Raw genomic sequence first — 26,972 nt, 5'->3', positions numbered from 1 at the left:
CTAGAAAAAGAAAAGGAGGAAAAAAGATGAAAAAGTTTGGTTATGTATTGCTTGGTGGGGTGGCTGTTATGGTGCTGCTTTCAAATTTGGCCCCGATGATTGCTTTAGGGATAAGTCTTCTCATCATGTACTATGCGTACAAAGGATTTTTGAAAACTGATTCAACGTTTACGAAAGTCGTTTGTGCAATCGTTGGAGTTATTGCCCTGTTTGCTTCAGCTTCAAATCTTCCAGCCATTTTAGGATTTGTAGCGATCTACGTTTTATACGTAGTGTATAAAAACTGGAACAAACCATCTAAAAAGGTGAAAGAAAGTACTGACCCATTCACTAACTTTGAAAAAGAATGGAATGACTTAAAAGGAAATCTATAAGCATAAAAGCGGAAGCGCCTTGAAAAGTCCCGACAAGCATAAGACGCAAATGAATAGAAGACGTTCTTTGTCTTCAATTCATTTGGGGCTTATGACCTCGAGGGGCTAGGCACTGGAGCTGGATGTCATGTGCTTATCCATGGTTCAAGAATTTTATAATTTTTTAAGCGTCAACAACATATTAAAAAGGAGAGATTTATAATGGCAAATATTTTTACAAGACTAAAGGAAACCATTGCAGCAGATTTACATGAGGCTTTAGATCAAAAGGAACAAAAAAATCCAATCGCAGTTCTAAATCATTATTTAAGACAGTGTGAAGCTGAAACAGAAAAAGTGCGCAAACTTGTTGAAAGACAATATTTATTAAAAGATGAGTTCAACCGGGAGTATAATGAAGCTGTTCATTTAGCTGAGAAACGTCAACGCCAGGCTGAGATTGCGCTTAAAGCTGGGGAAACAGAGCTATATGAATTTGCTTTAAAAGAACAATCTCATTATGAGGAAAGAGTTGCACGCTTGGAGGAGTCACGTCAGCAAACGACTCGCCAGCTTGAAGAGCTTGAACAAAAGTATGAGGAAATGAAGCATAAAGTAAAGGATATGCATATAAAAAGAATGGAATTGATGGGCAGAGAAAATATTGCACGTGCACATCACCGTATGAACAAAGTAGTAGATCAAGGAAGCTTTTCAACAAAAGCCTTCACTCGTTTTGAGGAAATGGAAAGCTATCTTGACCGCCTTGAGCAAAAAGTGAATCAGGATTATCACCGCAGTACAATCGATGCACGAATTGCTACATTAGAAAAACAGTTAAAAACAGAAGAAACAAATGCAATATCATAAGACAACATGGTATTCTAAAAAGGCGTAGATCTCTGCGCCTTATTTCATATGATATAAACTTCAACTTCAAGGAACTCTTCATAAACAGGAAGGAGGAATGCCGCGTGTTTAAAAATATAAATTCAGACTATTTAAATTGGATCATCTTAATAGGATTTCTCCTCCTTCTTTTAGAGGTATTATTTTTTAACGGTGGCTTAATTGTTACCTTTCTCCTCTCGATCGGCAGTATTTATTTAGGGCGGAAATGGCGACCTCGTTTTCTAGGCAAGCTCTTGTATTGGGGTGGATGGATCTGGCTTGTTATGACCGTGCTGAATATGATTACTCTTCGCTACTTTTTATTTGTACTGCTTATTTATTTTATAGTCCAATTCTTTCAAACACAAAAAAATCCAAAGCAAGTGAAACCTGTTATTATTGAGCCTCAAGAAACCGTTGAAACCGGTCAGTTTATACAACGGAAAAAAATCTTTGAAAATAAATTTTTTTCCAGCCAAAAGTCACCTGAACATGCATATGAATGGAATGATATAAATATCCAAGTCGGAATAGGAAATACGGTCATTGATTTAAGTGATACTGTTTTACCGAAGGAAGAAGCTGTTATTGTCATTCGTAGCTTAGTGGGAAATGTTCAAATTTTGATTCCGTATGAGGTGGAACTTCATATCCATCATTCTACAATGGCAGGGACGATCACCATTTTTCAAGAATCTGAACAGCGGGTGGTCAATGAGACGGTCATTTACGAGACTGCACAATATAAAGAAGCCGATCAAAAGGTGAAGATCTTCACTTCAGCTATTTCAGGAAAGCTTGAGGTGAAAAGAGTATGAGTATGCTTCAGCGGCAAATTATTAGCAGTGCCATTTTTACGCTTATTACATTTGTTATCTTTTCTCTTCTCTTTTTTATGGCCTTCCCTTTACATGAATGGGGAGAATTATGGACCCGTAACGTAATGGATTTACCGTTTATTTATATTGTACCGAGTGTGAGTATTTTAGCGGGTGTATGCTTTGGGTTTATTACCGGATTTAGCTGGAAAAAACATATACGCTCGATTGACTTGGATATTCAAGAGATTTCAAAGGGGAGACCCATTCTAACCGAACAACACCCATTGCCGGATATCCAAGAAATGAAAACAAAGTTAACAAAAATTCAAAAACAAATGCTAGAGCAAACAAAACTATCACAAAAGATTGCCAATGAAAAGGCAGAGGACCATGAAAGAAGAGTTCAGGAAATGGTCTCCCAGGAAAGAAACCGGCTGGCAAGAGAGCTGCATGATTCCGTTAGTCAGCAGTTGTTTGCTGCATCCATGATGATGTCAGCTGTTACAGAGTCAAAGCCTTTGTCAGATGATTGGGAAACAAAACAACTAAAAATGATTGAAGCAACCATTCATCAATCACAGCTTGAAATGAGAGCGTTATTACTCCATTTGCGCCCGGTTGCTTTAAAAGGAAAGTCCCTTCAAGAAGGAATTCAGGAGCTTTTAGTAGAACTAATGCAAAAGGTCACAATGAATATAAAATGGAAAGTAGAACCGATTCCTTTAGACAAAGGGGTAGAGGACCATTTATTTCGGATCTTACAAGAATCTGTCTCCAATACTTTGCGCCATGCTAAAGCAACTTCACTAGATGTTTTGCTGATAAAACGTGATGAATTTGTAATTATGCGTGTAACAGATGATGGAATAGGATTTGATCAGGAAGATGGAAAATCCGGCTCTTATGGATTACAAAATATGTATGAGCGAGCAGTGGAAATAGGCGGAACAATGAAAATTGTCAGCTTAAAAAATAAAGGTACACGATTAGAAGTAAAGGTTCCAATTTTAGAAGAAGAGTGTGGTGAAGAAAATGATTAAAGTCGTATTTGTTGATGATCATGAAATGGTGAGAATCGGTGTTTCATCCTATCTATCTGCACAGCCGGATATCGAAGTAATTGGGGAAGCAGATAATGGACGTAAAGGTGTGGAGCTATGTCTGGAGCTTCGTCCGGATGTAATTTTAATGGATTTAGTCATGAATGAAATGGATGGAATCGAAGCAACAAAGGAAATTATGAATGCATGGCCGGAAGCAAAAATTATCATTGTCACAAGCTTTCTTGATGATGAAAAGGTATATCCTGCTCTTGAGGCAGGCGCAACAAGCTATCTGTTAAAAACATCAAAAGCGAGTGAAATTGCTAACGCAGTTCGGTCCACCTTTCATGGTCAGTCCATACTCGAGCCTGAAGTAACGGGGAAAATGATGATGAAAATGCGCCAAAAAGATACGGTTCATCTGCACGATCAATTGACCTCAAGAGAAATGGAAATCTTAATGCTCATGACTGAGGGAAAAACAAATCAGGAAATTGCCGATGAATTATTTATTGCCTTGAAAACAGCTAAAACACATGTTAGTAATATATTAAGCAAGCTTGATGTACAAGACAGAACACAAGCAGTCATATATGCTTTCAAACATTCACTTGTAAAATAGAAAAGAAAAAAATGTAGGGAGAGAGACAGTCAATGCATAGAAATATAGAGCTATACGAATATCTAGTAAAAAACTCCTGGCAAATGACAGAAGATTGGTACAGACTGGTAGAAGATGAAGATCCAAATTCTGTTTATTCATCAAAAGACCCAAAGGTAATACAAGCATTAAAAGAACAGAATCAAGATTATTTTCTACATTTACATAAAATTTTTAAAGAAGAAGAAGGTAAGTTTTTCAGTGAGTTTACAAAATGGTCAGAGGAACTAGCACGCGATCAGAAGCATTTAAATACACCTGTTCATTATGTTGTAAGAGAGTTTGGTAGAACACAGGAAGTTTATATATCCTATATTAAGGAATTCTACAAACAAAATATGGATAAAATCGATGTTGATAGACTTTTCCTTTGGTTAGAAAAAGTGAGAAAGATATGCCATTTATCCATTTACATTTATATTGATGAAGCACATAAGAATACAATGAGGCAACTTGCAGCACAAAAAGAAGTCATTAATGAACTAAGTGCACCGGTTATTTCCCTTCAAAACAGAATAGCTCTGCTTCCTTTAATAGGAGATATTGACACAGCAAGAGCAAAACTAATTATTGAAAATACATTAAAGCAATGTGCCGCGTTGGATGTTGAATATTTGTGTATTGATTTATCAGGTGTTGTGATTATTGATACAATGGTTGCACATGAGTTATTTAGTCTTATAAGAGCATTGAAATTACTTGGTATTACAGCAATTTTATCCGGAATTAGACCTGAAATTGCACAAACAGCAATTCAGCTTGGACTTGATTTTGGAGAAATTAAAACAACTGCATCGTTAGCAAATGCTTTGGATCAGTTGTATGTACAAAAATAAAAAACGCAGATCAAAAGATCTGCGTTTTTTATTTTTAGTTAGAAGCCCACTCTTCAATATCCCATACTTTCGTTACCCAGTCTTCATAAAAGTCAGGTTCGTGGCAGACGAGGACAACTGTCCCTTTGTCCCAAATTCATCTATAATAGAAATCAGAATGTAGTTGTGAAAGGATGTTTCTATGAGTAAAACAGTCGTTCTAGCTGAAAAGCCGTCAGTCGGAAGGGATTTGGCTAGAGTGTTAAATTGTCATAAAAAGGGAAATGGTTTTCTTGAAGGAGATCAGTATATTGTTACATGGGCACTTGGGCACCTTGTGACATTGGCTGATCCTGAAAGCTATGGAGATCAATATAAATCTTGGCGCTTGGAAGATTTGCCGATGCTGCCTTCACCACTTAAGCTGGTGGTTATCAAGAAAACAGGCAAGCAATTTCAAGCTGTCAAATCACAGTTATTGCGCAAGGATGTGCGGGACATTGTGATTGCAACAGATGCAGGGCGTGAAGGAGAGCTTGTCGCTCGGTGGATACTGGAAAAGGCTCATGTAAATAAGCCGATTAAAAGACTTTGGATTTCATCTGTTACAGATAAAGCCATTAAAGAGGGCTTCCGGAAGCTTAGAAGCGGAAAAGAATACGAAAATCTATATGCATCAGCAGTTGCAAGAGCAGAAGCAGACTGGATTGTTGGTTTAAACGCAACACGTGCGCTTACAACAAAATACAATGCACAGCTATCTTCAGGGCGTGTTCAAACACCAACACTTGCAATGATCGCTCTACGTGAAGAAGAAATCCGCAACTTTAAGCCTAAAAAATACTATGGTATAAAAGCAGTAACAGAGAAGGGGCTATCATTTACATGGCAGGATAAAAAGTCAAATGATACAAAAACATTTGATATGGATAACATTGATAAAAAGCTGCATCATTTAAATGGAAAAGACGCGAAGATCGTAAGTGTGAAGGTTACACCCAAAAAGACATACTCACCTGCACTTTACGATTTAACTGAACTGCAACGTGATGCAAATAAACGTTTTGGCTATTCAGCAAAAGAAACACTTTCCATCATGCAAAAACTCTATGAACAGCATAAAGTGTTAACATACCCGCGAACAGATTCACGCTATATCACAAGTGATCTCGTACCAACCTTAAAGGATCGTCTTGAAGCATGCCGAATTAAACCATATGCTCCGGCTATTGCTAAAATTTTAAGCAAGCCTATTAAAGCGAATAAATCATTTGCAGATGATGCAAAGGTTTCAGATCACCACGCGATCATTCCGACAGAAGAATCTGTACCATTAAGTGCATTAACAGATAAAGAACGCAAAATCTATGACCTTGTTGTAAAACGTTTTGTTGCCGTTCTTTCGCCAGCTTACCAATATGAACAAACGGTTGTTACCGCTAAAATTGGTGATGAGTCATTTTCAGCGAAAGGAAAACGAGTTATCTCCTTAGGGTGGAAAGATGTTTACAGTGACCACGTAGACGAAGACAGTGAAGATGATCAAACTCTCCCTGCTATAACAGAAGGGGATACATTAGCAATTAGATCAATCTCCAAGACAACAGGAGAAACAAAACCACCTGCCAGATTTAATGAAGCAACACTATTATCTGCTATGGAAAATCCTTCGAAATATATGGCTGGAGAAAGCAAGGATTTAATTAAAACAATCGGGGAAACAGGCGGACTTGGAACCGTTGCGACAAGAGCAGATATTATTGAAAAGCTTTATAGCAGTTTTCTTATAGAGAAAAAAGGTAAAGAGATTTTTATCACATCAAAAGGAAAACAGCTATTAAACCTGGTTCCGGAAGAGTTAAAATCACCTGTCCTTACAGCAGATTGGGAGCAAAAGCTAACGAAAATCTCTAAGGGTGCTCTGCCAAAACAAGTCTTTTTAAATGAAATGAAGCAATATGCGAAAGAAGTAGTAAATGAAATAAAAAATAGTGAACAAAAATTTAAGCACGACAACCTTACAGGAAGTAAATGCCCTGAATGTGGCAAGCTGATGCTGGAAGTCAACGGGAAAAAAGGGAAAATGCATGTTTGCCAGGACCGTGAATGTGGATATAGAAAAGGAATTTCCAAGGTCACAAATGCCCGCTGCCCAAACTGTCATAAAAAACTAGAGCTGCGAGGTCAAGGAGAAGGTCAAATCTTTGTATGCAAATGCGGCCATCGCGAAAAAATGTCTACCTTCCAGGAAAGACGAAAAAAGAACCAAAATAGTAAGGTATCAAAACGTGAAGTGTCAAACTATATGAAAAAGCAGGATGATAACTTCTCAAATAATGCGTTAGCAGATGCATTAGCAAAATTGAACCTTAAAGATTAACCTGCACAATTGTGAAACGAAAAAGATAAGGAAGATCCAACGTGCCAATTATTAAAACAGATATGTTTATTTATGCACCACGCGACATCTGCTTTGACGTTGCGCGTGATATCGATATTCATACAGAGTCCACAAGCCAAACAAATGAATGTGCCGTCGGAGGGGTCACTAGCGGCCTTATCGGTTTAAACGAAACCGTCACATGGGAAGCTGTACACTTTGGGGTCAAGCAAAACCTAACCGTACGTATCACCGAATTCGATTTCCCTAAGAGATTTGTCGACGAAATGGAAAAAGGAGCCTTTAAACGCTTCTACCACGTCCACGAATTTATCGAAAAAGAAAACGGAACCCTGATGCTCGACACTTTTGACTACACCTCCCCCTTCGGCATCATTGGTAGACTTGCTGACCAACTGTTTTTAGAGCAGTATATGAAAGAATTTTTAATTAACAGAAATCGGTATATTAAGAAGATTGCTGAAGAGAGAGTGGGCCGCTGAATGCGGCCCTTTTTAGGCTGGATATAGCCAAAAGCTGAATTGCAAAAAAGACGGGAAATCTGCAAGAATAATATCTTACCCTGCAAAAAAGAGCAGTGGGCTTGCAAAAAAACAGACAAAGTTGCAAAAAACGAGGTGAACCTGCAAAATAGAGTGCACCGCGTAGCTTGAAAGTGACAAATTGAGGTCTATCTTAAATATAGGAGCCATTTTAATAGGTTAATCATCATTGAAATAAGCGCATATTTGCTGTCTGCAAAAAAAAACAGGAAATTTGCAAGAATAATCTCGTACGCTGCAAAAAAGAGCAGTGGGCTTGCAAAAAAACAGACAAAGTTGCAAAAAACGAGGTGAACCTGCAAAATAGAGTGCACCGCGTAGCTTGAAAGTGACAAATTGAGGTCTATCTTAAATATAGGAGCCATTTTAATAGGTTAATCATCATTGAAATAAGCGCATATTTGCTGTCTGCAAAAAAAAACAGGAAATTTGCAAGAATAATCTCGTACGCTGCAAAAAAGAGCAGTGGGCTTGCAAAAAAACAGACAAAGTTGCAAAAAAACGAGGTGAACCTGCAAAATAGAGTGCACCGCGTAGCTTGAAAGTGACAAATTGAGGTCTATCTTAAATATAGGAGCCATTTTAATAGGTTAATCATCATTGAAATAAGCGCATATTTGCTGTCTGCAAAAAAAACAGGAAATTTGCAAGAATAATCTCGTACGCTGCAAAAAAGAGCAGTGGGCTTGCAAAAAAAACAGACAAAGTTGCATAAAAACAAGGTGAACCTGCAAAATAGAGTGCACCGCGTAGCTTGAAAGTGACAAATTGAGGTCTATCTTAAATATAGGAGCCATTTTAATAGGTTAATCATCATTGAAATAAGCGCATATTTGCTGTCTGCAAAAAAAACAGGGAATTTGCAAGAATAATCTCGTACGCTGCAAAAAAGAGCAGCGGGCTTGCAAAAAAACAGACAAAGCTGCAAAAAAACGAGGCAAACCTGCAAAATTAAGTACAGTTGCAGACTAAAGAGACTAGTCAAAAGCAAGATAGCCCCACTTTTTAGATCCAATTCAAAAGTTTCCTACTAAAATAATAAATTACCTTTATAAAAGTGGAAAATCTGTAATTAAACTCAACAAAATCAGGCTCCACCCCACGAAGACACAACTAATATCCAGTTTTAAAAGTTACCAAAAATCTGTGAACCTACTTATAATGGTACAAAGCATGTCACTTACAAAGGTGGAATAGTACAATGATTGTTAAAAAACGAAAAGTACCTCTAATAAAACTGAAATTAGAAGCATTATTAAGAAGAATTCCAACTACACATCCAAAGTACCTCCTAATAAAAGAAAATTTAGCAAAAAGAAGTGCAGGTTACCAAGGTGAATTGTCATTAAACTACCCTCTGAGTTTCTTGGATGAAAAAGAGTACTTTATCTTTCATGATTTGAGGTTAAATATATCCGATCATTATTTTCAGATAGATACACTTGTTATTTCTCAAAAATTCATTTTAATAATAGAAGTGAAAAATATTACTGGTACACTTTTCTTCGATCAAGAGTTTCACCAACTAATAAGAACTCATAACGGAGAGGAAGCAGTCTTTCCTGATCCAATCACTCAAATTAAGAGGCAAATGCTTCAACTGAAGCAATGGTTAACTAATAAGCAAATTCCAGCGATTCCTATTGTGCCGCTAGTTGTTGTCAGCCACCCCAATGCCATTATCCAAACGTCTCCAAAACATCAAAACATCAATCAAATTGTTGCAAACCGCTATTATCTAAGCACTCGAATCAATCAAATAGAAAGAAACTATCCAAAAGACATGTTATCATCAAAAGATATAAAGAAAATAACTAGATTGCTTCTAAAAGAACATGCACCTTTAGATACTTCAGTGCTTGATCAGTATGAAATAAATTCGACAGAAGTAGGTAAAGGAGTAGTTTGTTCAGGGTGTAGCCATCTTCCTATGATAAGAGTTAATGGAGCATGGTATTGTGAACAATGTAAAATAAGTGAAAAAGATGCACATGTTCAAGCGTTGAAAGATTATTATCTTTTATATGGATCACAGATATCCAACAAACACGCAAGAGAATTTTTAATGATCTCTTCACCTTTTCTAGTCTCAAGAATACTAAAATCGATGAAATTGCCATCTTCAGGTATAACAAAAGGTAAAACCTACGAATTAACATTTAAAGAATTCCAAAATTGTTAATTTCACACAATCCCAATTTTACCTCTATATCTTCTACCCACCCATGTAAGCAATATCTTTTCCAAAAAAGTGAACGTTTTATGAAGAAAGTATTACAAAATCGTGATCAACCGTTGAACGTTGCATGACAAATCCTAAAAGAAGTAAATTTCAGGTTAGTCCTCTGCTATGATGTGGGTAAAGAACATTGTGACATTCGTAAGTGTGAGTTTCACTATGTTCAATTTTTCACAAAAGCAGTTCAAAACAATTTAAACTTACATGTTAGTCAAACTAACTAAAGTATAGATCCTGTTGAGTCTATGCGATAAAGAAAGGAGTACTTTTATGAAATTAAAATGGTCTTTGTTTGCAATGATGTTAACAATTGCTGCTGTTTTAACTGGATGTGAGCCATTATTGGTTTTGGATCCAAAGGGGCCTCAGGCTGAAAGACTAGCAAGTGACATTCTATTAACTATGGGTATCATGCTATTTATTGTTCTTGCTGTATTTGGACTTTTAATTTACATGCTAGTGAAATATCGTGCTTCTAAGCAACCTGCAGATTATGAGCCACCTCATATTCACGGGAATATATGGGTTGAAACGATTTGCGTTGGTGTACCAATTTTAATCGTTGCTTACCTTTCTTTTGTATCTGTTCAAAGTAACTATATTGTAGAGGCAAAGCCTGAAGGTTACGGAGATAAAGAGCCTTTAGTTGTTTATGCATCATCTTCTAACTGGAAATGGCATTTTAGCTATCCTGAGGAAAACATTGAAACAGTTAACTACTTATATATCCCAACTGATCGTCCGCTTGAATTTAAGTTATATTCACATGGACCGATTACAAGTTTCTGGATTCCACAGCTTGGTGGACAAAAATATGCGATGAATGATCACGTTACAACACTTCATCTTGCTGCAGATGCACCAGGCGAGTATATGGGACGTAACTCAAACTTTAGTGGTGAAGGATTTGCTGAAAATACATTTAATGTAACAGCTATGTCTCAGGAAGACTTTGATGATTGGGTTGACGAGGTAAAAGAAACAGCTGACCCTCTTACAAAACAAGAATTTACAGAGTTGTTAGAGCCGGGACATCTTGGGCAATTAACATATACTGGAACTCATTTAGAATTCTCACCTCCAAATGAACATCATCATGGTGGGGATGAGGAAGAAGAAGCTTCAGATGAAGAAACAGAAACAGAAGAATCACATGAGGATCATTCAGAACATGAGGACATGACTCAATCAGAGCATGAACACATGAATCATTAGAAAACTTGGCTTTCGCCAAGTCTTACTACCTTTACGAAGAAAACCGGGTTCAATCACAGTTTTCTTCTTCCAAAATAATTTACTTCCGAAAGGAGTCACAAACGTATGGATTTCTTTGATCGTTTTGCCGTGCCTCATCCTAGTTTTGCGATCTATGCATCAATGGTTGCGATTGGATTAACAACAATTGCCATCCTTGCTGGATTAACATACTTTAAAAAATGGGGTTATTTATGGCGTGAATGGTTAACGACTGTTGACCATAAGCGTATCGGTATTATGTATTTAATTTCTGCATTAGTTATGTTATTCCGCGGTGGCGTTGACGCAATAATGTTGCGTGCACAGCTTGCCGTTCCTGATAATACATTACTAGATTCACAGCATTATAATGAGATTTTTACAACTCACGGGGTTGTGATGATTCTCTTTATGGCAATGCCATTTATCATGTTCTTCATGAACTTGGTTGTTCCGCTGCAAATTGGAGCGCGTGATGTTGCATTTCCACGTCTAAATGCATTAAGCTTCTGGTTGTTCTTTATGGGAGCTATGTTATTTAACATTTCATTCGTTGTAGGTGGATCACCTGACGCAGGTTGGACTTCGTATTTCCCACTGGCTAGTGAGGAATTCAGTAAATCTGTTGGAACGAATTATTATATGATTGCGATACAGATCGCCGGTATCGGTACCCTGCTGACGGGTATTAACTTTATAACGACAATAATGAAAATGAGAGCACCTGGTATGACTTTAATGAAGATGCCAATGTTCACATGGTCAGCACTTATTGCAAACTTAATCATCGTTTTCGCTTTCCCTGTTTTAACAGTAGCGTTGGCGATGGGAACAATGGACCGCCTATTTGGTACTCACTTCTTTACATTAGGCAACGGTGGTATGGATATGCTTTGGGCGAACCTTTTCTGGGTTTGGGGACATCCTGAAGTATATATCTTGATTTTACCTGCATTTGGTCTTTACAGTGAGATTATTTCAACATTCTCAGGACGTAACTTATACGGCTATAAGTCAATGGTTTGGTCTATGGTGTTAATTTCACTTCTTTCTTTCTTAGTATGGGCGCATCACTTCTTTACAATGGGTCAAGGTGCGTTTACAAACAGTATTTTCTCTATTACAACAATGGCGATTGCTGTACCGACAGGTGTTAAGATCTTTAACTGGCTGTTCACGCTGCGAAAAGGTAAGATTCGCATGACAACGCCAATGCTTTATTCAATGCTTTTCATCCCGCTTTTCACATTGGGTGGGGTAACAGGGGTTATGCTTGCGATGTCTGCAGCTGACTACCAATACCATAATACAATGTTCTTAGTTGCTCACTTCCACAATGTTATTATTCCGGGTGTAGTTTATGCTATGCTTGCTGGATTAACATATTACTGGCCAAAAATGTTCGGCTTTATGTTGAACGAAAAAATTGGGAAATGGACAGCATGGTTACTTTCTATCGGATTCGTGCTAGCATTTATCCCAATGTATATTACTGGTTTAGATGGTCAAGTTCGTCGTAGCTTCACATATTCAGAATCAACTGGATTCGGTCCATTAAATATGGTTTCATTTGTCGGAGCTGCAATTATGATGATCGGATTTGCCTTAATTGTATATAACATCTACTACAGTATTCGTTATGCACCTAGAAACATCGGTTCAGATCCATGGGATGCGCGTACACTTGAGTGGGCTACACACACTCCGGTTCCAGAATATAACTTCGCGATTGTACCTGAAGTAAAAACTAGTGAAGCATTCTGGGATGCGAAGAAACATGGTCATGAACTATTTAAAGGTAAAATTGAAAAAATTCATATGCCTAATAACAGTGGAATGCCTTTCATTATGAGTTGTTTCTTCTTTGCGTGGGGCTTCTCGCTGATCTTTAGTCTATGGATTCCGGCAATTATTACAACGATTGGAATTTTCGTCTTTATGACTCTTCGTTCGTTTGAAAAAGATCATGGTCGATATATTACTGCTAAAGAAGTAGAAGAAACTGAATCAGAATTGCGAGGTGCTTAAACTTGAAAATTGATAACTCGCTTCCACTAGAATATAGTACAGAAGAAAATCGATTAAAGATTTTTGGGTTTTGGATTTTCCTTGGTGCGGAAATCATGCTTTTCGCAACACTTTTCGCAACCTATTTTACATTATATAACCGTACAGGTTCAGGCCCTGATGGAGCTGAAATCTTCGTTATCACGCCTGTTATCTTTGAAACATTCTTACTTTTAACAAGTAGTTTTACAATTGGTCTTGGTATTCATGCCATGCGTCTTGGCAGAGAAAAGGCGATGATCAATTTCTTTATTCTTACACTTATTCTTGGATTAGGATTCTTAGGCATTGAGGTCTATGAATTTATCCATTATGCTCATGAAGGAGCAGGTATCGGAGCAAGTGCCTTTACGTCAATCTTATTGACAACATTAGGAACGCACGGTGCCCACGTAACACTCGGGTTTTTCTGGGGATTATTTATCGTCATGCAAGTGAAAAAGCGTGGCTTAACTCCGGAAACAGCGAATAAATCGTTTATCTTTTCACTGTATTGGCATTTCCTAGATGTAGTCTGGATCTTTATCTTCAGCTTCATCTATCTGAAAGGAATGATGTAAACATGAGCGAATTATTTCCTCTTAAACAAGTTATGGGATTTGTTTTTTCATTAGTCCTAACGGTCATTGCACTTGGTGTTTACTTCTTTGATATGTCGTTTCAAGTAGGAATGACTGTACTTCTTGTTACAGCATTCATACAAGCTGGTCTTCAGCTTGTTGTCTTCATGCACGCAGGAGAAACTGAAGACAAAGCGGCAATTTATACAAACATCTACTACGGAGTAATCATTGCATTAGTAACTATTTTTGGTACACTTCTAGCAATGGTTTGGGATATGGGCTAAAAAGTAAAAAAGGGTATGACTCGCAACTAGAGTCATACCCTTTTCTTATACTTTAAGAAACGATAAAATTCTTGAAATTTGGATAAGCGCACGACATCCAGCTCCGAAGCACAGGATGTGCAAGTGCAGTCAGTGCGAAAGGACGTCGCGTGTTTTGACTACCAGCGCCTAGCCCCTCTAGGGTCATAAGCCAATTTAGAATAGAAGGGTTCTTTGCCTTCAATTCTAATTTGGCTTATTTGCCTGAGGCTGATCAAGGCGCTTGCGCTTTAGTTCTTAATGCAAATAATCTTCAGATCTGCTTTGTAAAAATTCCGGTAGTTCAGATTTCCAAAGGACATAAAGGACAGTTAAGTGGGCTGCAACGATATTAAAGATGAACATTGCCCCAAATACCAGGTGGCCTGTTCCGAAATCAGAGTACATATAGAGAACTAATGTTGTCCACATTAAAATAATAAGTGGCACTTGTAAGATAGCTAGCTTTTTATTTTCTTTCCATAAAAACAATGGTGTGGCTGTTCCTATTAATAAATAAGCGAAAAATACATCCATATTTGACACGCTCCTTTAACATTGATTGCGTTTACAAGTCTGTGTCTAAAAAAAGAATACTTTGTGAACTTTTTGTTACATTTAATATAACACACTTGCCAACAAGAAATAAAGAGAAAAGTGCATGGAGTAAAAAAGAATTTGGCATGTTAAGCAATATGAATTGACGACAAGAATTTGTATAGCGTATAAGTGAAGTTGGAGAGTAAAATAGTATATGCTTTGTTAGTTTGTAAAATTCGGGTTTTCCTAAGATCCTTGTCGTGTTTCCTTTACCATTTCATGCACTTTTTGTATATCTACTTATACGTTTCCCTGAGTGAAAAAGATGAAACATGAATTTGACTTGGAAAAGACCTTAATGAAAGGTGGATTACATGAACACAACTCAAGAAATTTCAAGACGAAAGCTTCTGAGCATAGCGGGGTTAGGATGGATGTTTGATGCCATGGATGTTGGAATCCTTTCGTTCATCATTGCTGCTCTACAAGTGGAATGGAATTTAACTTCCTCTCAAATGGGTTGGATAGGGAGTATGAATTCGATCGGAATGGCTGTAGGGGCTTTAGTGTTTGGATTAATGGCTGACAAAGTTGGTCGTAAGCAAGTATTTATTGTTACCTTATTACTTTTCTCGGTGGGAAGTGGACTGTCTGCATTTGTCACATCATATGCACTATTTCTTACTTTACGATTTTTTATCGGTGCTGGCTTAGGAGGAGAACTTCCGGTTGCTTCTACATTAGTGTCTGAAAGTGTTCCAGCCAATGAGAGAGGAAAGGTTGTTGTCTTATTAGAAAGCTTTTGGGCTGGCGGCTGGTTAATTGCTGCACTTATCTCTTATTTTGTTATTCCAACTTACGGTTGGCAAGCTGCACTATTATTAAGTGCTTTACCAGCATTCTATGCATTATATTTAAGAATGAAACTCCCGGACTCTCCAAGATTTCAAGCGGTTGGAATGATAAAACAAAAAGAATCCTCGTTCACAAAAATAGCGAAAGTGTGGGCGAAGCCTTATGTTAAGCAAACAACCATGCTTTGGATTCTATGGTTTTGTGTTGTTTTTTCTTATTACGGTATGTTTCTTTGGTTACCAAGTGTGATGGTGTTAAAAGGGTTTAGCTTAATTAAAAGTTTTCAGTATGTGCTTATTATGACGCTTGCACAGCTGCCGGGTTATTTTCTTGCGGCCTATCTAATTGAACGTGCAGGAAGAAAGTTTGTTCTCATTTCGTTTCTGATAGGGACAGCTCTTAGTGCCTATTTCTTCGGAAATGCTGATACTCTACCATTATTACTCACATCAGGTATCTTTTTATCATTCTTTAACCTTGGGGCGTGGGGTGCGCTTTATGCCTACACACCTGAGCACTATCCAACAGAGGTGCGCGGTACCGGCGCAGGATTAGCTGCATCATTTGGTAGAGTTGGAGGTATTTTGGGACCGTTAGTTGTCGGCTATTTTGTTGCGGCTGATTACTCTATCAACACTATCTTCCTCATTTTTTCCATATCAATTATTATTGGGGCATTAGCTGTCCTGCTGCTTGGCGAAGAAACGAAGCAAAAAGAATTAGTATAAGCAAAACAGTATGTAATGAACGAAAAAAGAGTTATCCTTTTTATAATAGAAAAAAGGAGGCGGCAACAATGAATGATGTGATTAAAACGATTTTAAATCATCGTTCCATCCGCAAATTTGAGGATAAAATATTATCAGATGAACAGATTAAACTGATTGTTCAAAGTGCCCAAGCTGCATCAACTTCAAGCTATATTCAGGCATATTCTATAATTGGTGTGAAAGATAAAGAGAAAAAGCGGAAATTAGCAGAGTTAGCCGGAGGGCAAAACTATGTAGCGGAAAATGGCCATTTCTTTGTCTTTTGTGCAGATTTACATAGACATCAGTTAATTGCTGATCAATATCATCAGGATGCAAGTGAAATCCTCGAGAGTACTGAAAAGTTTATGGTTGCTGTAATTGATGCGGCTCTTGCTGCGCAAAATGCTGTGCTAGCTGCTGAATCAATGGAGCTTGGAGCGGTTTATATTGGAGGTTTAAGAAACCAACTATCTGAAGTGTCGAGTTTATTAAAAACGCCTTCACATGTTTTGCCGCTTTTCGGTATTGCAGTGGGATACCCGGCACAGGAGCCGGATCAAAAGCAAAGACTTCCGTTTGAACATGTGTACCATGAAGATGAGTATCAGCAAGATCAGGCAAGCTATTTAAGTCAACTAAAAGAATATGATCAACAAATTTCTGCGTATTATGAACAGCGTACAAATGGAGAAAGAAAAGACACATGGACTGGTCAAATGGCACGCTTATTATCTAGACCGACTAGAATGTATATGAAAGAATTTGTGGAGAAAAAAGGATTTAATAAGCGGTAAATTCATTATAGTCAGGTGCTTTTTGCATCTGGCTTTTTCATTTATAAATTTCACTTTTAAAAAGTCCCGTTACTAGTAAATATAGTATAATTGGATAAAAGTGGATTTTTACTTTGTGTACAAGTGAGATCGTCCCGTAAAATAGGAAGGAGTTGAGAACTGGTGAAAAAACAGCGAATACTCATAATCTTCACAGTGGTAAGTCTGCTTCTCATGTTCGGTTCAATCCTGTACCAAACTCTACAGGACAGAGACCCATATCGTTTTTATACAGGCTTGGGACAGGAATTTGATATAGCCCCAGATGATTCACAATTAGCTTTTTCTTACTTTTTAGATGGACATGAAGCCATTTATATGTCAAATCTGGATGGATCTAATGTTACTAGATTAAGTGAGAAAATAGAAGGAAGATCCCATTCACCAAAATTTTCACATGATGGAGAAGAACTGTTGTTTTTATCAGAGGATGATCAAGGAATTCAAACAATTACAGTCATGAATCATGATGGAAGTGACGCAAATAGATTGACGCTGGATGGTCTTCACGTAACAGATGCTGTCTTCGCCTCTGACAATGAGACAATATACTTTACTGCAATGCTAGCCTCTGAGGTAGGAAAATTAGAAGGTGAAACAAAGGAAGGGTATGATCTTTATCAAGTAGATCGTGAAAGTGGTCAAATTGAACAACTGACAGATAAAGACCATTTTTCAATGAATAATCTGTCCATCTCGACTGATGGAGAAACCTTGTATTATGGTTTATTTGAAAGTAATGAACAGCCTGTTGCCTATTCTTTAGAGAAAAAAACTGAAACACCTGTTGCACAAGTCAGTGGTGATATGTATTCTTCTGTGTTTTCCGAAGATGGAAGTTTACTCGCTTATACAGCAGTAACTGAGCAATCAAAGAATAGTAGCTTGTTTCATTATGAGTTGTTCATAAAAAATGTGGAAAGTAATAAAGTGAAGCAGTTAACAGATTTACAAGCGAATGTACAATCACCGGTCTTTTTGCATAAGACAGATCATATTGCATTTCTGCAGTATGAAAATTGGCCTGAGGAACCTGAATATTTTCAATTAATGTCAGTCTCTCTCGAGGGTGATGTAAAGCCGGAGTTAATTGATCTTGAACTTCCTGTCTCAAGTGAAACGTATATTATTCCTAAGACAATAGATTTTTTGTTAAGTGAACAAGCTATTGCCGTGTACTATGTTCTCTTTTTTGTCGGACTGATCCTGGTTGCCAAGAGAAGATCGGGGAGAGTTTATTTGCCTTCATTGATTAGTCTTGCTCTTTCTGTACTTACGTTTGTTGGCAGCTTTGTTGTTGGATTTTTGACAAATCCATGGTATGGAATAGGCTTGAGTATTGTGGCTATTACGATGTTTGTTTGTTCGCTCTTTCTTATAATGGTTTCATTTATTATAAAAAGATTTACTGGAAAATCCTAAGGAAATAATCATTTCTTTAGGATTTTTGTTATTTTTACAAGCTATTTGTGAATAGAGTTAAGCGAAGTAATTGAATGAGGGAGGGCCGTTCATGTATCCATATCCTGTTTATCCGTATTATGGTCAAAAACAACAAACAAAGATGCAGCCGATTGTATTTCCTCCGCAACATCAAAATCGCCAACCTGGTTTTGAATATGAAATGAATCCTCCGCCGATATCAGAATGGGAAGGGTATAAGGGAAGTGGAAAGTTAAAGAATAAGGTGGCGATTATAACCGGAGGAGATAGTGGCATCGGAAGAGCAGTTGCCTATGCATTTGCGAAAGAGGGAGCTGCAATTGTGATTCCTTATTATAATGAGCATCAAGATGCCAGGACAACGAAGCACAGAATTGAGGAGTTGGGTGGAAAATGCTTATTATTTTCAGGAGATCTGTCCCGGGAGCAAACGTCTTATGAAGTTGTAAAATTGGCCATTGAAACCTTTGGCCGCTTGGACATTGTGGTAAATAATCATGCTGTACAATTTGTGCAGAAAAGTATTTTGGATATTTCGGCCGAGCAACTGGAAAGAACGTTTAAAACGAATATTTTTGCCTTTTTTTACATGGTAAAAGCAAGCTTGCCTTATTTACAAAAGGGGAGCTCCATCATTAATACAACATCCGTAACAGCGTATGAAGGAAATAAAACTTTAATTGATTATTCTGCAACAAAAGGAGCGATCACAACATTTACAAGATCTTTATCCTTGTCACTTGTGGATAAAGGAATAAGGGTGAACGGTGTAGCACCTGGTCCGATCTGGACTCCGTTAATTCCGGCGAGTTTTTCAGCGAAAAATGTATCAACCTTTGGTTCTGATTCGGAAATGAAAAGACCGGGGCAACCTTTTGAGCTTGCACCTGCATATGTGTATCTTGCATCAGATGATTCACGCTATGTTACAGGTCAGGTATTACACGTAAATGGAGGTCAATTTCGTACTTCGTAAGGAGAACTTTAGTTACGACAAAACGCCCTGTGAATAACTTGTTTATAGGAGATAATAGTCCTATATATATTGTGGCGAACGAATGTACCCACACAAAATGTGGATAGAAATTGTGGATATGTTGATAACTTTTGTGGATAAGTTGTTGTTAACTGGATAATAAGCTGTTAATATCTAAATTTTTACGTTATAAAAGGTAAATACCTCAAGAAATATCAACAATTCGCAAATGAAAGCGTAGTTATCCACAATTGAAAAATAAAATTTGAAGTATTTGAGGGGACCGATTATAAAAAGGTCCTTTTATATTTGAATGAACAATTTTACTTTGACGCACGATAAGTAGTATCTACTTCAAAGGACGTGTCATGATGTCAAAGAATACATATGAATGTGTGATCGTTGGGGCAGGAATTGCTGGTTTGCAGGCGGCTATTCAATTAGGGAGATATATGCATAAGGTAGTAGTAATTGATTCTGAAGATGGAAGGTCAAACTTATGCAGAGGCTATCATAATATTTTGGGGTGGCCGGATGGCGTAAGTGGTGAAACCCTTAGAGAATTGGGGAAGAAACAAGCATCACAGTATGGAATTGAATTTAAAAAAGATTATGTTATCGAAGCCAAAAAAGATCAAGAAAGAATAACGGTCAAAACGAAATCAGGTAAAACCTATGAATCCACAACACTTTTGTTATCCACAGGAATAAAAGATCGAATACCCGAGATTAAAAACATAAACCCGTGTTTAGGTGTTTCCATCTATGTTTGTCCGGATTGTGATGGCTATGAGGTAAGGAATCAGCGTGTTCTCCTGTTAGGGTCAGGGAAAACAGGTGCAAATTTGGCGCTGACTCTTACCTATTGGACAGACAAGATTACGTTCATTAATCATGATGGAGAAATAGAGCCGTCATTATTAAAAGAGCTTAAGCAAAAAAACATAGCTGTTATCAATGAAGAGATTGCTGGGATTATCACTGAGAATGAATCAGACTTTAAAGGTGTGACATTAAAAAATGGACAAACCGTTCATGGAGAAAAAGGATTTATCGGATTTGGCGGAAATGCTGTTCATTCGGAGCTTGCAAAACAATTAGGTGTGGAGAGACTTGAAAACAAACATGTCCTTGTAAATCCTCGAACAAAGGAAACAAATATAACAAATGTATGGGCAGCAGGAGATCTTATTGCCCACTCAGAGCAAGTGACGATCGCGATGGCAGATGGATGTCAGGCAGCGATATGGATTCATAAACGACTATTGAAAAATAATAAGTGAAATCTCTGTTTTCCTTCCTCGTGATGTTTTGTATCATAGAGAGAATAGGAATCAATAAGGGAGAGGTTGGATTTGAAAAAGGAAATTGAGGAATTGTACGATGAAGTGTATGAGAAACTGGCTGAATATCATCAAAAGTCTTTTGACTACACAGAAAAGCTTTCAGAATACCCAATCACCCAATCTGAAGAAGTGACAGAGAAGCTGGAAAGAGTTGAATTTGCCTTGCAAGCGGCTAAGGATATTTTAGAAAATATCATGACACCTGGAACAAAGATGACGATTATGCATCAAAAAGGGACCATTCAAATAGATCTAAATGATTGAGAGAAGAGTCGTTGCGACACACGCCTTTATTTTATTCTATTAGAAAGCATAATATTTTTATGGATGATCGGATAAGAAAAAAGGAGAAATTTTCACCAAGTAAATATTTAGGAATAAAATGCAAATATCTTTTAAAATATGAAGTTTTCTGTATAATGAAGACATAAACAAAATAACGATCTATCTTCGGGGCAGGGTGAAATTCCCGATCGGCGGTATTAAGAAACTTTCTTTAAGCCCGCGAGCCTTTTAGGCAGGATTTGGTGCGATTCCAAAGCCGACAGTATAGTCTGGATGGGAGAAGATGGAGGTTCAGCTAACGTTCAAAAATTAACTAGATGAACGTTTATTTAAGATGCCTTCATAAACTCCCTCATACATTTGTGAGGGAGTTTTTTATGTGGTATATATGTTTGGCCGCATAAGGTATCTTACTTTGCGAACACCTCTTCCAAACGCGATGGATCCATGGAGGAGAAAGACAAATGATTAGAACAGAAAGATTTAGTGTAAGAACAATGGCTTCAGTTGCAATGCTTAGCAGTATATCGTATTTATTAATGCTGTTAGTTTTTCCGTTGCCGTTATTTCCTACCTTTTTATTCATTGATTTTAGTGACATTCCTGCGCTAATTGCAACCATTATGTTTGGTCCATTGGCAGGTGTCTTAGTCGTATTAATTAAAAATATCATTAATTTCTTAATGATGGGGAGCCCAACCGGAGTGCCTGTTGGTCACATTGCAAACTTCTTAGCAGGAATTGTCTTTATTTTACCTACTTATTTTGTATATAAAAGAATGGAAACAAGAAAAGGAATGATGATTGCTCTGGCGGTTGGAACACTTTCAATGGCAATAATTATGAGTATATTAAACTATTTATTTATCCTTCCAGCATATACCTACTTCCTGCAGGCACCAGATATGCGCAATTTAGTTATACCTGCAATATTACCGTTTAATGTAATAAAAGGTGTGCTGATGTCAACTATGTTTGTATTGGTATTTGTTCGAATTAAAAGTTGGATGACGAAAGTTGCATAAAAGAACGATGACATCCCCAGTGATTTACTGGGGCTATTTTTTTGCCGAAAAAGCTATCATCAGGGGAAACTAGGTAAATTTTGAAGCCTTTGCTAATAATTACAAACGGCAACATGTGAATCAACCTAAACAGTATGTCTCTCTTGCCTAATTTCTCCTGGTGATTTTCCGGTAAGCTTGCGGGTTATCTTATTTAAATAATTCGCATTTTTATAACCAACTAATTGTGCAATTTCATCAACAGTATATCTTGTATGCTGCAAGAGCTCGATGGCCTTTTGTAAGCGAATATTTGTTAAATATTGAATAGGGGTTGTCCCGGTTTCTTCTTTAAACAATCTTGTAAAGTGATACTTTGATAATTTTGAAGCCTCTGCCATTTCCTCTGCTCCAATATCATCCTGGTAATAGTTTTGGGCGAATAAAACAGCGCTTATAATTCCTTCTGACCAATCTTCCATAAATTTATCAACTGTTTTTAAGGATAAAGATAATTCCATTAAGAATTGATAGGCAATGCTTGAGCCATGGTAGGCATTGGTTATTTTTTTTTCAATTGAATCATCGTAAATTTGCTTAAGCAGCTTAATGAGTGTTGACTCTGGATGGAAGCGAACAACCTGGTTGTCTGATATTTTAACCTGCTCCCAACAGCGCTTTGCTTCATTTCCGTATAAGGTTAGATAAAGAAACTCCCATTTTGTTGATTGCTTAGGTAAATAATAACGATAATTGCTTGGACTGTTCACAATAAACGCATGACCTGCTTTTAGTTGATGAATCTTTCCGTCAATATTGATTTCACCATGTCCTGATAACGTATATTGAAAAATGTATTTATCTTGGTCCTTTCTTTCCGTACCGCTCCAGGAATAAATAGAAGAATCCTGTTCATCCCAACCAACAGACCAAATTTGTGCAACTTTGTTCACATTGGGTTCATTAAACCGAAAAACAATTGCGCCCTTTTTCTTTTCCATAGCAAAAAAATCCCCCTTTCTTACCCTTTTTCGTTGAGGTGAGCAAAAAAAGACTGAAGTATGATCGTAAAACGTATTAAATATAGCTATATTCAATGTATTTAAATAAAACTTCTAAGCAAATAAGTGCTAATTTATAAAATAATTTTACCATTGTTCGAGGAGAAAATGGAACTTACAATAAAGATAACGTTATCACAAACAAAAACGCGAGATGAAGGGTGATTTCCAATGACAGAACAATTACTACAACAATTTAAACAGATATTCAACACAGATCAGCCTATACGCACTTTTTTTGCGCCAGGCCGAGTGAATTTAATAGGAGAACATACAGATTATAATGGAGGTCATGTGTTTCCATGTGCGTTAACGTTTGGGACATACGCATTAGTTGCACCAAGAAATGACCAATCTATTCGTTTGTACTCGGTCAATTTTCCAAATGTAGGAATCATTGAACTATCAACTCAGGATCAGCTTGAATTTCAAAAAGAGCATGATTGGGCCAACTACCCAAAAGGTGTGATTAAAGAGTTCACTGATCGAGGCAATCAGCTTAAAACAGGATTTGATGTTTTATACTACGGTAATATCCCGAATGGTGCGGGATTATCTTCTTCAGCATCTATTGAACTTGTTACAGCAGTTGCTTTACAATCAATCTTGGAAACAACGTTCAGCAGTGTGGATCTTGTTAAAATGAGTCAGCATGCAGAAAATGAATTTATCGGCGTTAGCTGTGGCATTATGGATCAATTTGCAATCGGAATGGGAAAAGAAGACCATGCGATCTTGTTAAATTGTCAAACGCTTGACTATCAATATAGCCCGATAGTACTTGAGGATGCTTCACTTGTTATTGCCAACACAAATAAACGCAGAACACTTGCAGACTCGAAATACAATGAAAGACGCTCGGAATGTGAACGTGCTCTTTCACAATTACAAAAGGAATTATCGATTCAATCTCTTGGCGACTTATCACCAGAGCAATTTGAACAACATCGCCATTTAATTGAAAACGATGTTGATCAAAAGCGTGCAAAACATGCTGTTTATGAAAATGCGAGAACGATTCTAGCAGTTGAAAAACTTCAACAAGGTGATATTGAAAGCTTTGGTCAATTAATGTGTGATTCTCACACATCTTTACGAGATGATTATGAGGTAACCGGTTTTGAGCTTGATACTTTAGTAGAAGCAGCCCTTAGCCAAGCAGGTGTTATCGGCTCAAGAATGACAGGAGCAGGCTTTGGAGGTTGTACAGTATCGATTGTGAAAAATGATAAAATTGAAGAATTCATTCAAGAAGTAGGCAAACGCTATAACGAAAAAACAGGATTAACGGCTGATTTTTATGTAGCGAATGTTGGCGATGGAGCAAAAGAAATAAACATGAACTAAACAATTGGAGGATGAAAAGATGGCAGTATTAGTTTGCGGTGGAGCAGGATATATCGGTAGTCACGCGGTTTCCGAGCTGTTAGATCGAAATGAAGAGGTTGTGGTGGTTGATAATCTTCAAAAGGGACATCTACCGGCTGTTTTAGAAGGAGCGAAATTTTACAACGGTGATTTACGTGATGAAGCTTTCTTAAAAAACGTTTTCCAAGAAAATGATATCGAAGCAGTCATCCACTTTGCTGCTGATTCACTAGTAGGCGAAAGTGTTGAAAAACCACTTCAATACTATGAAAACAATGTGTATGGAACAATGTGCCTTTTAAAGGTGATACAAGAGTTTGGTGTAAAGAAAATTGTCTTTTCATCAACAGCGGCAACCTATGGGGAAGCAGAAAATATTCCAATCGTTGAGACAGATCCTACAGTTCCAACTAATCCATATGGCGAAACAAAGCTTGCAGTTGAAAAAATGCTGAAGTGGAGTGAACAGGCATACGGGTTAAAATATGTTGTACTTCGCTATTTCAATGTTGCAGGTGCTCATATGGAAGGAAAACTTGGCGAAGACCATGATCCGGAAACACACTTGATTCCAATCATTTTACAAGTAGCATTAGGCGATCGTGAGAAAATTATGATCTTTGGTGATGACTACAACACAGAAGATGGCACATGTATAAGAGATTATATTCATGTGACAGACTTAGCAGATGCTCATATTTTAGCAATTGAAAAGCTGCGTAAAGATAATACGAGTGCTACGTATAATCTTGGAAATGGAAACGGCTTTTCGGTAAAAGAAGTAATTGAAACTGCTCGAAATGTAACAGGTCATCCAATTCCTGCTGAAGTTGCACCGCGTCGTGCAGGTGACCCGGCTGTTTTAATTGCTTCATCCGAAAAAGCGATCAATGAGCTTGGATGGAAACCTAAATATGCAGATCTTCACACAATGATTGAAAGCGCCTGGAACTGGTTTCAAAAGAATCCTAAGGGATATCAAAAATAAATTTCTTGAAAAGACGGAAGGGTGTATACCATGTCTATTCATATTGATGCTGAAATAGAAAGATTACTTCAATTTGCTTTAAAAAAGGAAATTATTACAATCTGGGACGTGGATTTAGCCCGCAATAAAATCTTAGAGGTGTTACAGCTTTCTGATGTGAAAGCTGTAACAGTTGATGAGGAACTACCGGATTCTCCTGTAACCATTTTAGAAACGATATTGGATTGGGCTGCTGAACAGGGACTTATCGAAGATAACACTGTTACCTACCGTGATTTATTTGACACAAAAATAATGGGCTGTCTTGTTCCTTCACAAGGGGAAATCATACGTCGTTTTGATGAGCTTGTCTTTCAGGGCGGACCTAAACAAGCAACAGAATGGTTTTATCAGTTTTCACAGGATGTTCATTATATTCGGACAGACCGCATTGCGAAAAATGAAAAATGGCTTGTTGGTACGGAATATGGTGATCTGCAAATGACAATTAATTTGTCAAAGCCTGAAAAAGATCCTGTTGCCATTGCGGCTGCAAGAAATATGCAAAAAAGTGAGTACCCTGCTTGCCTGTTATGTAAAGAGAATGTCGGATATGCAGGTCGTTTGGATCACCCGGCAAGACAAAATCACCGCATTATTCCTGTTACACTGGATGATGAGCAATGGTTTCTACAGTTCTCACCATATGTGTATTACAATGAGCATGCGATTGTCTTTTCGGGTGAACATAAGCCAATGAAAATTTCCAAAGACTCATTCAAAAAGCTTCTGCATTTTGTTGAGCAGTATCCTCATTATTTCCTTGGATCAAATGCAGATTTACCGATTGTCGGAGGCTCTATTTTAAGTCATGATCACTTCCAGGGGGGACATCATACCTTCCCGATGGAAGTAGCAGAAAAAATGTATACTTTTTCTGTAAGTAAATATCCATCCATTGATTTCGCCATTGTGAAGTGGCCGATGTCTGTGCTGCGTCTGCAAGGAAATAATCAAGAGGACTTAATTGCAGCAGCAGATGATATATTACAGGAATGGAAGACCTATAGTGACGAGACTGTAGATATACACGCTTTTTCCGGTGAAACTCCACATAACACGATCACACCGATTGCCAGAAGAAGAGGCGACCTTTTTGAACTTGATTTGGTGTTAAGAAATAACCGAACTAGTGATGAACATCCTTTTGGAATTTTTCATCCTCATCAAGAGGTTCATCATATTAAAAAGGAAAATATCGGCTTAATCGAGGTAATGGGATTAGCTGTATTGCCGGGTAGACTACTGGATGAGCTGAAAAAATTAGCAGAATTCTTAGTTGAAGCAGATGGCTTAGGTAAGATTGAAAAAGATGACGAGGTTAACAAACATTATGAATGGGCGAAACAGGTATATAATAAATACCCAGATCTAACAGAAGCCAATGTTTATAATGTGCTGTTAAAAGAAGTAGGACTTGTTTTTGCAACCATTTTAGAGCATGCAGGAGTATTTAAGCAGGATGAAGCCGGTCAACAAGGATTTAAGCGCTTTGTTCAGCAATTACAAACTTCATTAAAATAAAAAAATGTATATTTACTAGTATAA

The 26,972-nt window shown here is 37.4% G+C and carries 25 protein-coding genes and 1 riboswitch; of the genes, 23 read left to right on the top strand and 2 right to left on the bottom strand.

Going from position 1 to position 26,972, the window contains the following annotated elements:
• Positions 1–26 precede the first annotated feature (26 nt).
• The 13 genes from BK577_RS05910 to qoxD all read left to right on the top strand — a co-directional run bounded on the left by BK577_RS05910 (position 27) and on the right by qoxD (position 13,916).
• Positions 27–374 carry a lmo0954 family membrane protein gene (locus tag BK577_RS05910; protein ID WP_078432080.1) on the top strand — a complete coding sequence of 116 codons (348 nt, stop codon included), beginning with the start codon at positions 27–29 and terminating at the stop codon, positions 372–374.
• A gap of 201 nt (positions 375–575) precedes the next feature.
• Positions 576–1,223 (top strand): PspA/IM30 family protein, encoded by a 648-nt coding sequence (locus tag BK577_RS05905; protein ID WP_078432079.1) that lies wholly within the window; start codon positions 576–578, stop codon positions 1,221–1,223.
• Positions 1,224–1,327: 104 nt separating this feature from the next.
• Positions 1,328–2,062 carry a cell wall-active antibiotics response protein LiaF gene (gene liaF, locus BK577_RS05900; RefSeq protein WP_078432078.1) on the top strand — a complete coding sequence of 245 codons (735 nt, stop codon included), beginning with the start codon at positions 1,328–1,330 and terminating at the stop codon, positions 2,060–2,062.
• Positions 2,059–3,105, top strand: a complete 1,047-nt coding sequence (locus BK577_RS05895; RefSeq protein ID WP_078432077.1) for a sensor histidine kinase — start codon at positions 2,059–2,061, stop codon at positions 3,103–3,105. The genes liaF and BK577_RS05895 overlap by 4 nt, the downstream gene beginning before the upstream one ends.
• Positions 3,098–3,730: a response regulator transcription factor gene (locus BK577_RS05890; RefSeq protein ID WP_078432076.1), complete on the top strand. Its 633-nt coding sequence runs from the start codon at positions 3,098–3,100 to the stop codon at positions 3,728–3,730. The genes BK577_RS05895 and BK577_RS05890 overlap by 8 nt, the downstream gene beginning before the upstream one ends.
• Before the next feature lie 32 nt (positions 3,731–3,762).
• On the top strand, positions 3,763–4,605 hold the full coding sequence (locus BK577_RS05885; protein WP_078432075.1) for an STAS domain-containing protein: 843 nt from the start codon (positions 3,763–3,765) through the stop codon (positions 4,603–4,605).
• A 181-nt stretch (positions 4,606–4,786) separates the two neighbouring features.
• Complete coding sequence (locus BK577_RS05880) at positions 4,787–6,964, top strand: DNA topoisomerase III (protein WP_078432074.1); 2,178 nt, start codon at positions 4,787–4,789, stop codon at positions 6,962–6,964.
• Positions 6,965–7,005: 41 nt separating this feature from the next.
• Positions 7,006–7,467 carry an SRPBCC family protein gene (locus BK577_RS05875; RefSeq protein ID WP_078432073.1) on the top strand — a complete coding sequence of 154 codons (462 nt, stop codon included), beginning with the start codon at positions 7,006–7,008 and terminating at the stop codon, positions 7,465–7,467.
• Positions 7,468–8,728: 1,261 nt separating this feature from the next.
• Positions 8,729–9,709 carry a nuclease-related domain-containing protein gene (locus tag BK577_RS05870; protein WP_078432072.1) on the top strand — a complete coding sequence of 327 codons (981 nt, stop codon included), beginning with the start codon at positions 8,729–8,731 and terminating at the stop codon, positions 9,707–9,709.
• Positions 9,710–10,036: 327 nt separating this feature from the next.
• Positions 10,037–10,981 carry a cytochrome aa3 quinol oxidase subunit II gene (gene qoxA / locus BK577_RS05865; RefSeq protein WP_078432071.1) on the top strand — a complete coding sequence of 315 codons (945 nt, stop codon included), beginning with the start codon at positions 10,037–10,039 and terminating at the stop codon, positions 10,979–10,981.
• Between the two features lie 105 nt (positions 10,982–11,086).
• Positions 11,087–13,030 carry a cytochrome aa3 quinol oxidase subunit I gene (gene qoxB / locus BK577_RS05860; protein ID WP_078432070.1) on the top strand — a complete coding sequence of 648 codons (1,944 nt, stop codon included), beginning with the start codon at positions 11,087–11,089 and terminating at the stop codon, positions 13,028–13,030.
• Between the two features lie 2 nt (positions 13,031–13,032).
• Positions 13,033–13,629: a cytochrome aa3 quinol oxidase subunit III gene (gene qoxC, locus BK577_RS05855; RefSeq protein ID WP_078432069.1), complete on the top strand. Its 597-nt coding sequence runs from the start codon at positions 13,033–13,035 to the stop codon at positions 13,627–13,629.
• 2 nt (positions 13,630–13,631) lie between these two features.
• Complete coding sequence (gene qoxD / locus BK577_RS05850; protein ID WP_078432068.1) at positions 13,632–13,916, top strand: cytochrome aa3 quinol oxidase subunit IV; 285 nt, start codon at positions 13,632–13,634, stop codon at positions 13,914–13,916.
• Positions 13,917–14,192: 276 nt separating this feature from the next.
• Here the strand turns inward: qoxD and BK577_RS05845 are convergent, their stop codons facing one another.
• Positions 14,193–14,471, bottom strand: a complete 279-nt coding sequence (locus tag BK577_RS05845) for a spore morphogenesis/germination protein YwcE (protein WP_051475795.1) — start codon at positions 14,469–14,471, stop codon at positions 14,193–14,195.
• A 377-nt stretch (positions 14,472–14,848) separates the two neighbouring features.
• Here BK577_RS05845 and BK577_RS05840 point away from each other — a divergent pair, with 377 nt between their 5' ends.
• The 7 genes from BK577_RS05840 (at position 14,849) to BK577_RS05810 (ending at position 21,989) form a co-directional block, all read left to right on the top strand.
• Positions 14,849–16,057, top strand: a complete 1,209-nt coding sequence (locus BK577_RS05840; protein ID WP_078432067.1) for an MFS transporter — start codon at positions 14,849–14,851, stop codon at positions 16,055–16,057.
• A gap of 68 nt (positions 16,058–16,125) precedes the next feature.
• Positions 16,126–16,875 (top strand): oxygen-insensitive NADPH nitroreductase, encoded by a 750-nt coding sequence (nfsA, locus tag BK577_RS05835; protein ID WP_078432066.1) that lies wholly within the window; start codon positions 16,126–16,128, stop codon positions 16,873–16,875.
• Positions 16,876–17,037: 162 nt separating this feature from the next.
• Positions 17,038–18,336 carry a DPP IV N-terminal domain-containing protein gene (locus tag BK577_RS05830; protein WP_078432065.1) on the top strand — a complete coding sequence of 433 codons (1,299 nt, stop codon included), beginning with the start codon at positions 17,038–17,040 and terminating at the stop codon, positions 18,334–18,336.
• Positions 18,337–18,427: 91 nt separating this feature from the next.
• Positions 18,428–19,333: an SDR family oxidoreductase gene (locus BK577_RS05825; protein ID WP_078432064.1), complete on the top strand. Its 906-nt coding sequence runs from the start codon at positions 18,428–18,430 to the stop codon at positions 19,331–19,333.
• A gap of 371 nt (positions 19,334–19,704) precedes the next feature.
• Complete coding sequence (locus BK577_RS05820) at positions 19,705–20,616, top strand: NAD(P)/FAD-dependent oxidoreductase (RefSeq protein WP_078432063.1); 912 nt, start codon at positions 19,705–19,707, stop codon at positions 20,614–20,616.
• A 72-nt stretch (positions 20,617–20,688) separates the two neighbouring features.
• Positions 20,689–20,943, top strand: coding sequence for a hypothetical protein (locus BK577_RS05815; RefSeq protein WP_078432062.1), 255 nt, complete (start codon positions 20,689–20,691; stop codon positions 20,941–20,943).
• A gap of 178 nt (positions 20,944–21,121) precedes the next feature.
• A riboswitch (FMN riboswitch) is annotated at positions 21,122–21,253 on the top strand.
• 175 nt (positions 21,254–21,428) lie between these two features.
• The gene (locus BK577_RS05810) at positions 21,429–21,989 is read left to right on the top strand and encodes an ECF transporter S component (RefSeq protein WP_078432061.1); all 561 of its coding nucleotides are present in this window, start codon (positions 21,429–21,431) and stop codon (positions 21,987–21,989) included.
• Between the two features lie 125 nt (positions 21,990–22,114).
• Here the strand turns inward: BK577_RS05810 and BK577_RS05805 are convergent, their stop codons facing one another.
• Positions 22,115–22,969 carry an AraC family transcriptional regulator gene (locus BK577_RS05805; RefSeq protein WP_078432060.1) on the bottom strand — a complete coding sequence of 285 codons (855 nt, stop codon included), beginning with the start codon at positions 22,967–22,969 and terminating at the stop codon, positions 22,115–22,117.
• Between the two features lie 231 nt (positions 22,970–23,200).
• On the opposite strand from BK577_RS05805, the gene BK577_RS05800 reads away from it, so the two are divergent.
• The 3 genes from BK577_RS05800 to galT are packed head-to-tail and all read left to right on the top strand — an operon-like array spanning position 23,201 to position 26,948.
• Positions 23,201–24,376 carry a galactokinase gene (locus BK577_RS05800; RefSeq protein ID WP_078432059.1) on the top strand — a complete coding sequence of 392 codons (1,176 nt, stop codon included), beginning with the start codon at positions 23,201–23,203 and terminating at the stop codon, positions 24,374–24,376.
• A gap of 19 nt (positions 24,377–24,395) precedes the next feature.
• Positions 24,396–25,385 carry a UDP-glucose 4-epimerase GalE gene (gene galE / locus BK577_RS05795; protein WP_078432058.1) on the top strand — a complete coding sequence of 330 codons (990 nt, stop codon included), beginning with the start codon at positions 24,396–24,398 and terminating at the stop codon, positions 25,383–25,385.
• Between the two features lie 30 nt (positions 25,386–25,415).
• Positions 25,416–26,948, top strand: coding sequence for a UDP-glucose--hexose-1-phosphate uridylyltransferase (gene galT, locus BK577_RS05790; protein ID WP_078432057.1), 1,533 nt, complete (start codon positions 25,416–25,418; stop codon positions 26,946–26,948).
• Positions 26,949–26,972 lie beyond the last annotated feature (24 nt).

It is taken from the genome of Metabacillus halosaccharovorans, assembly GCF_002019635.1.
Classification (GTDB): Bacteria; Bacillota; Bacilli; order Bacillales; family Bacillaceae; genus Metabacillus; species Metabacillus halosaccharovorans.
This window is presented reverse-complemented; position numbering and strand designations above follow the sequence as displayed.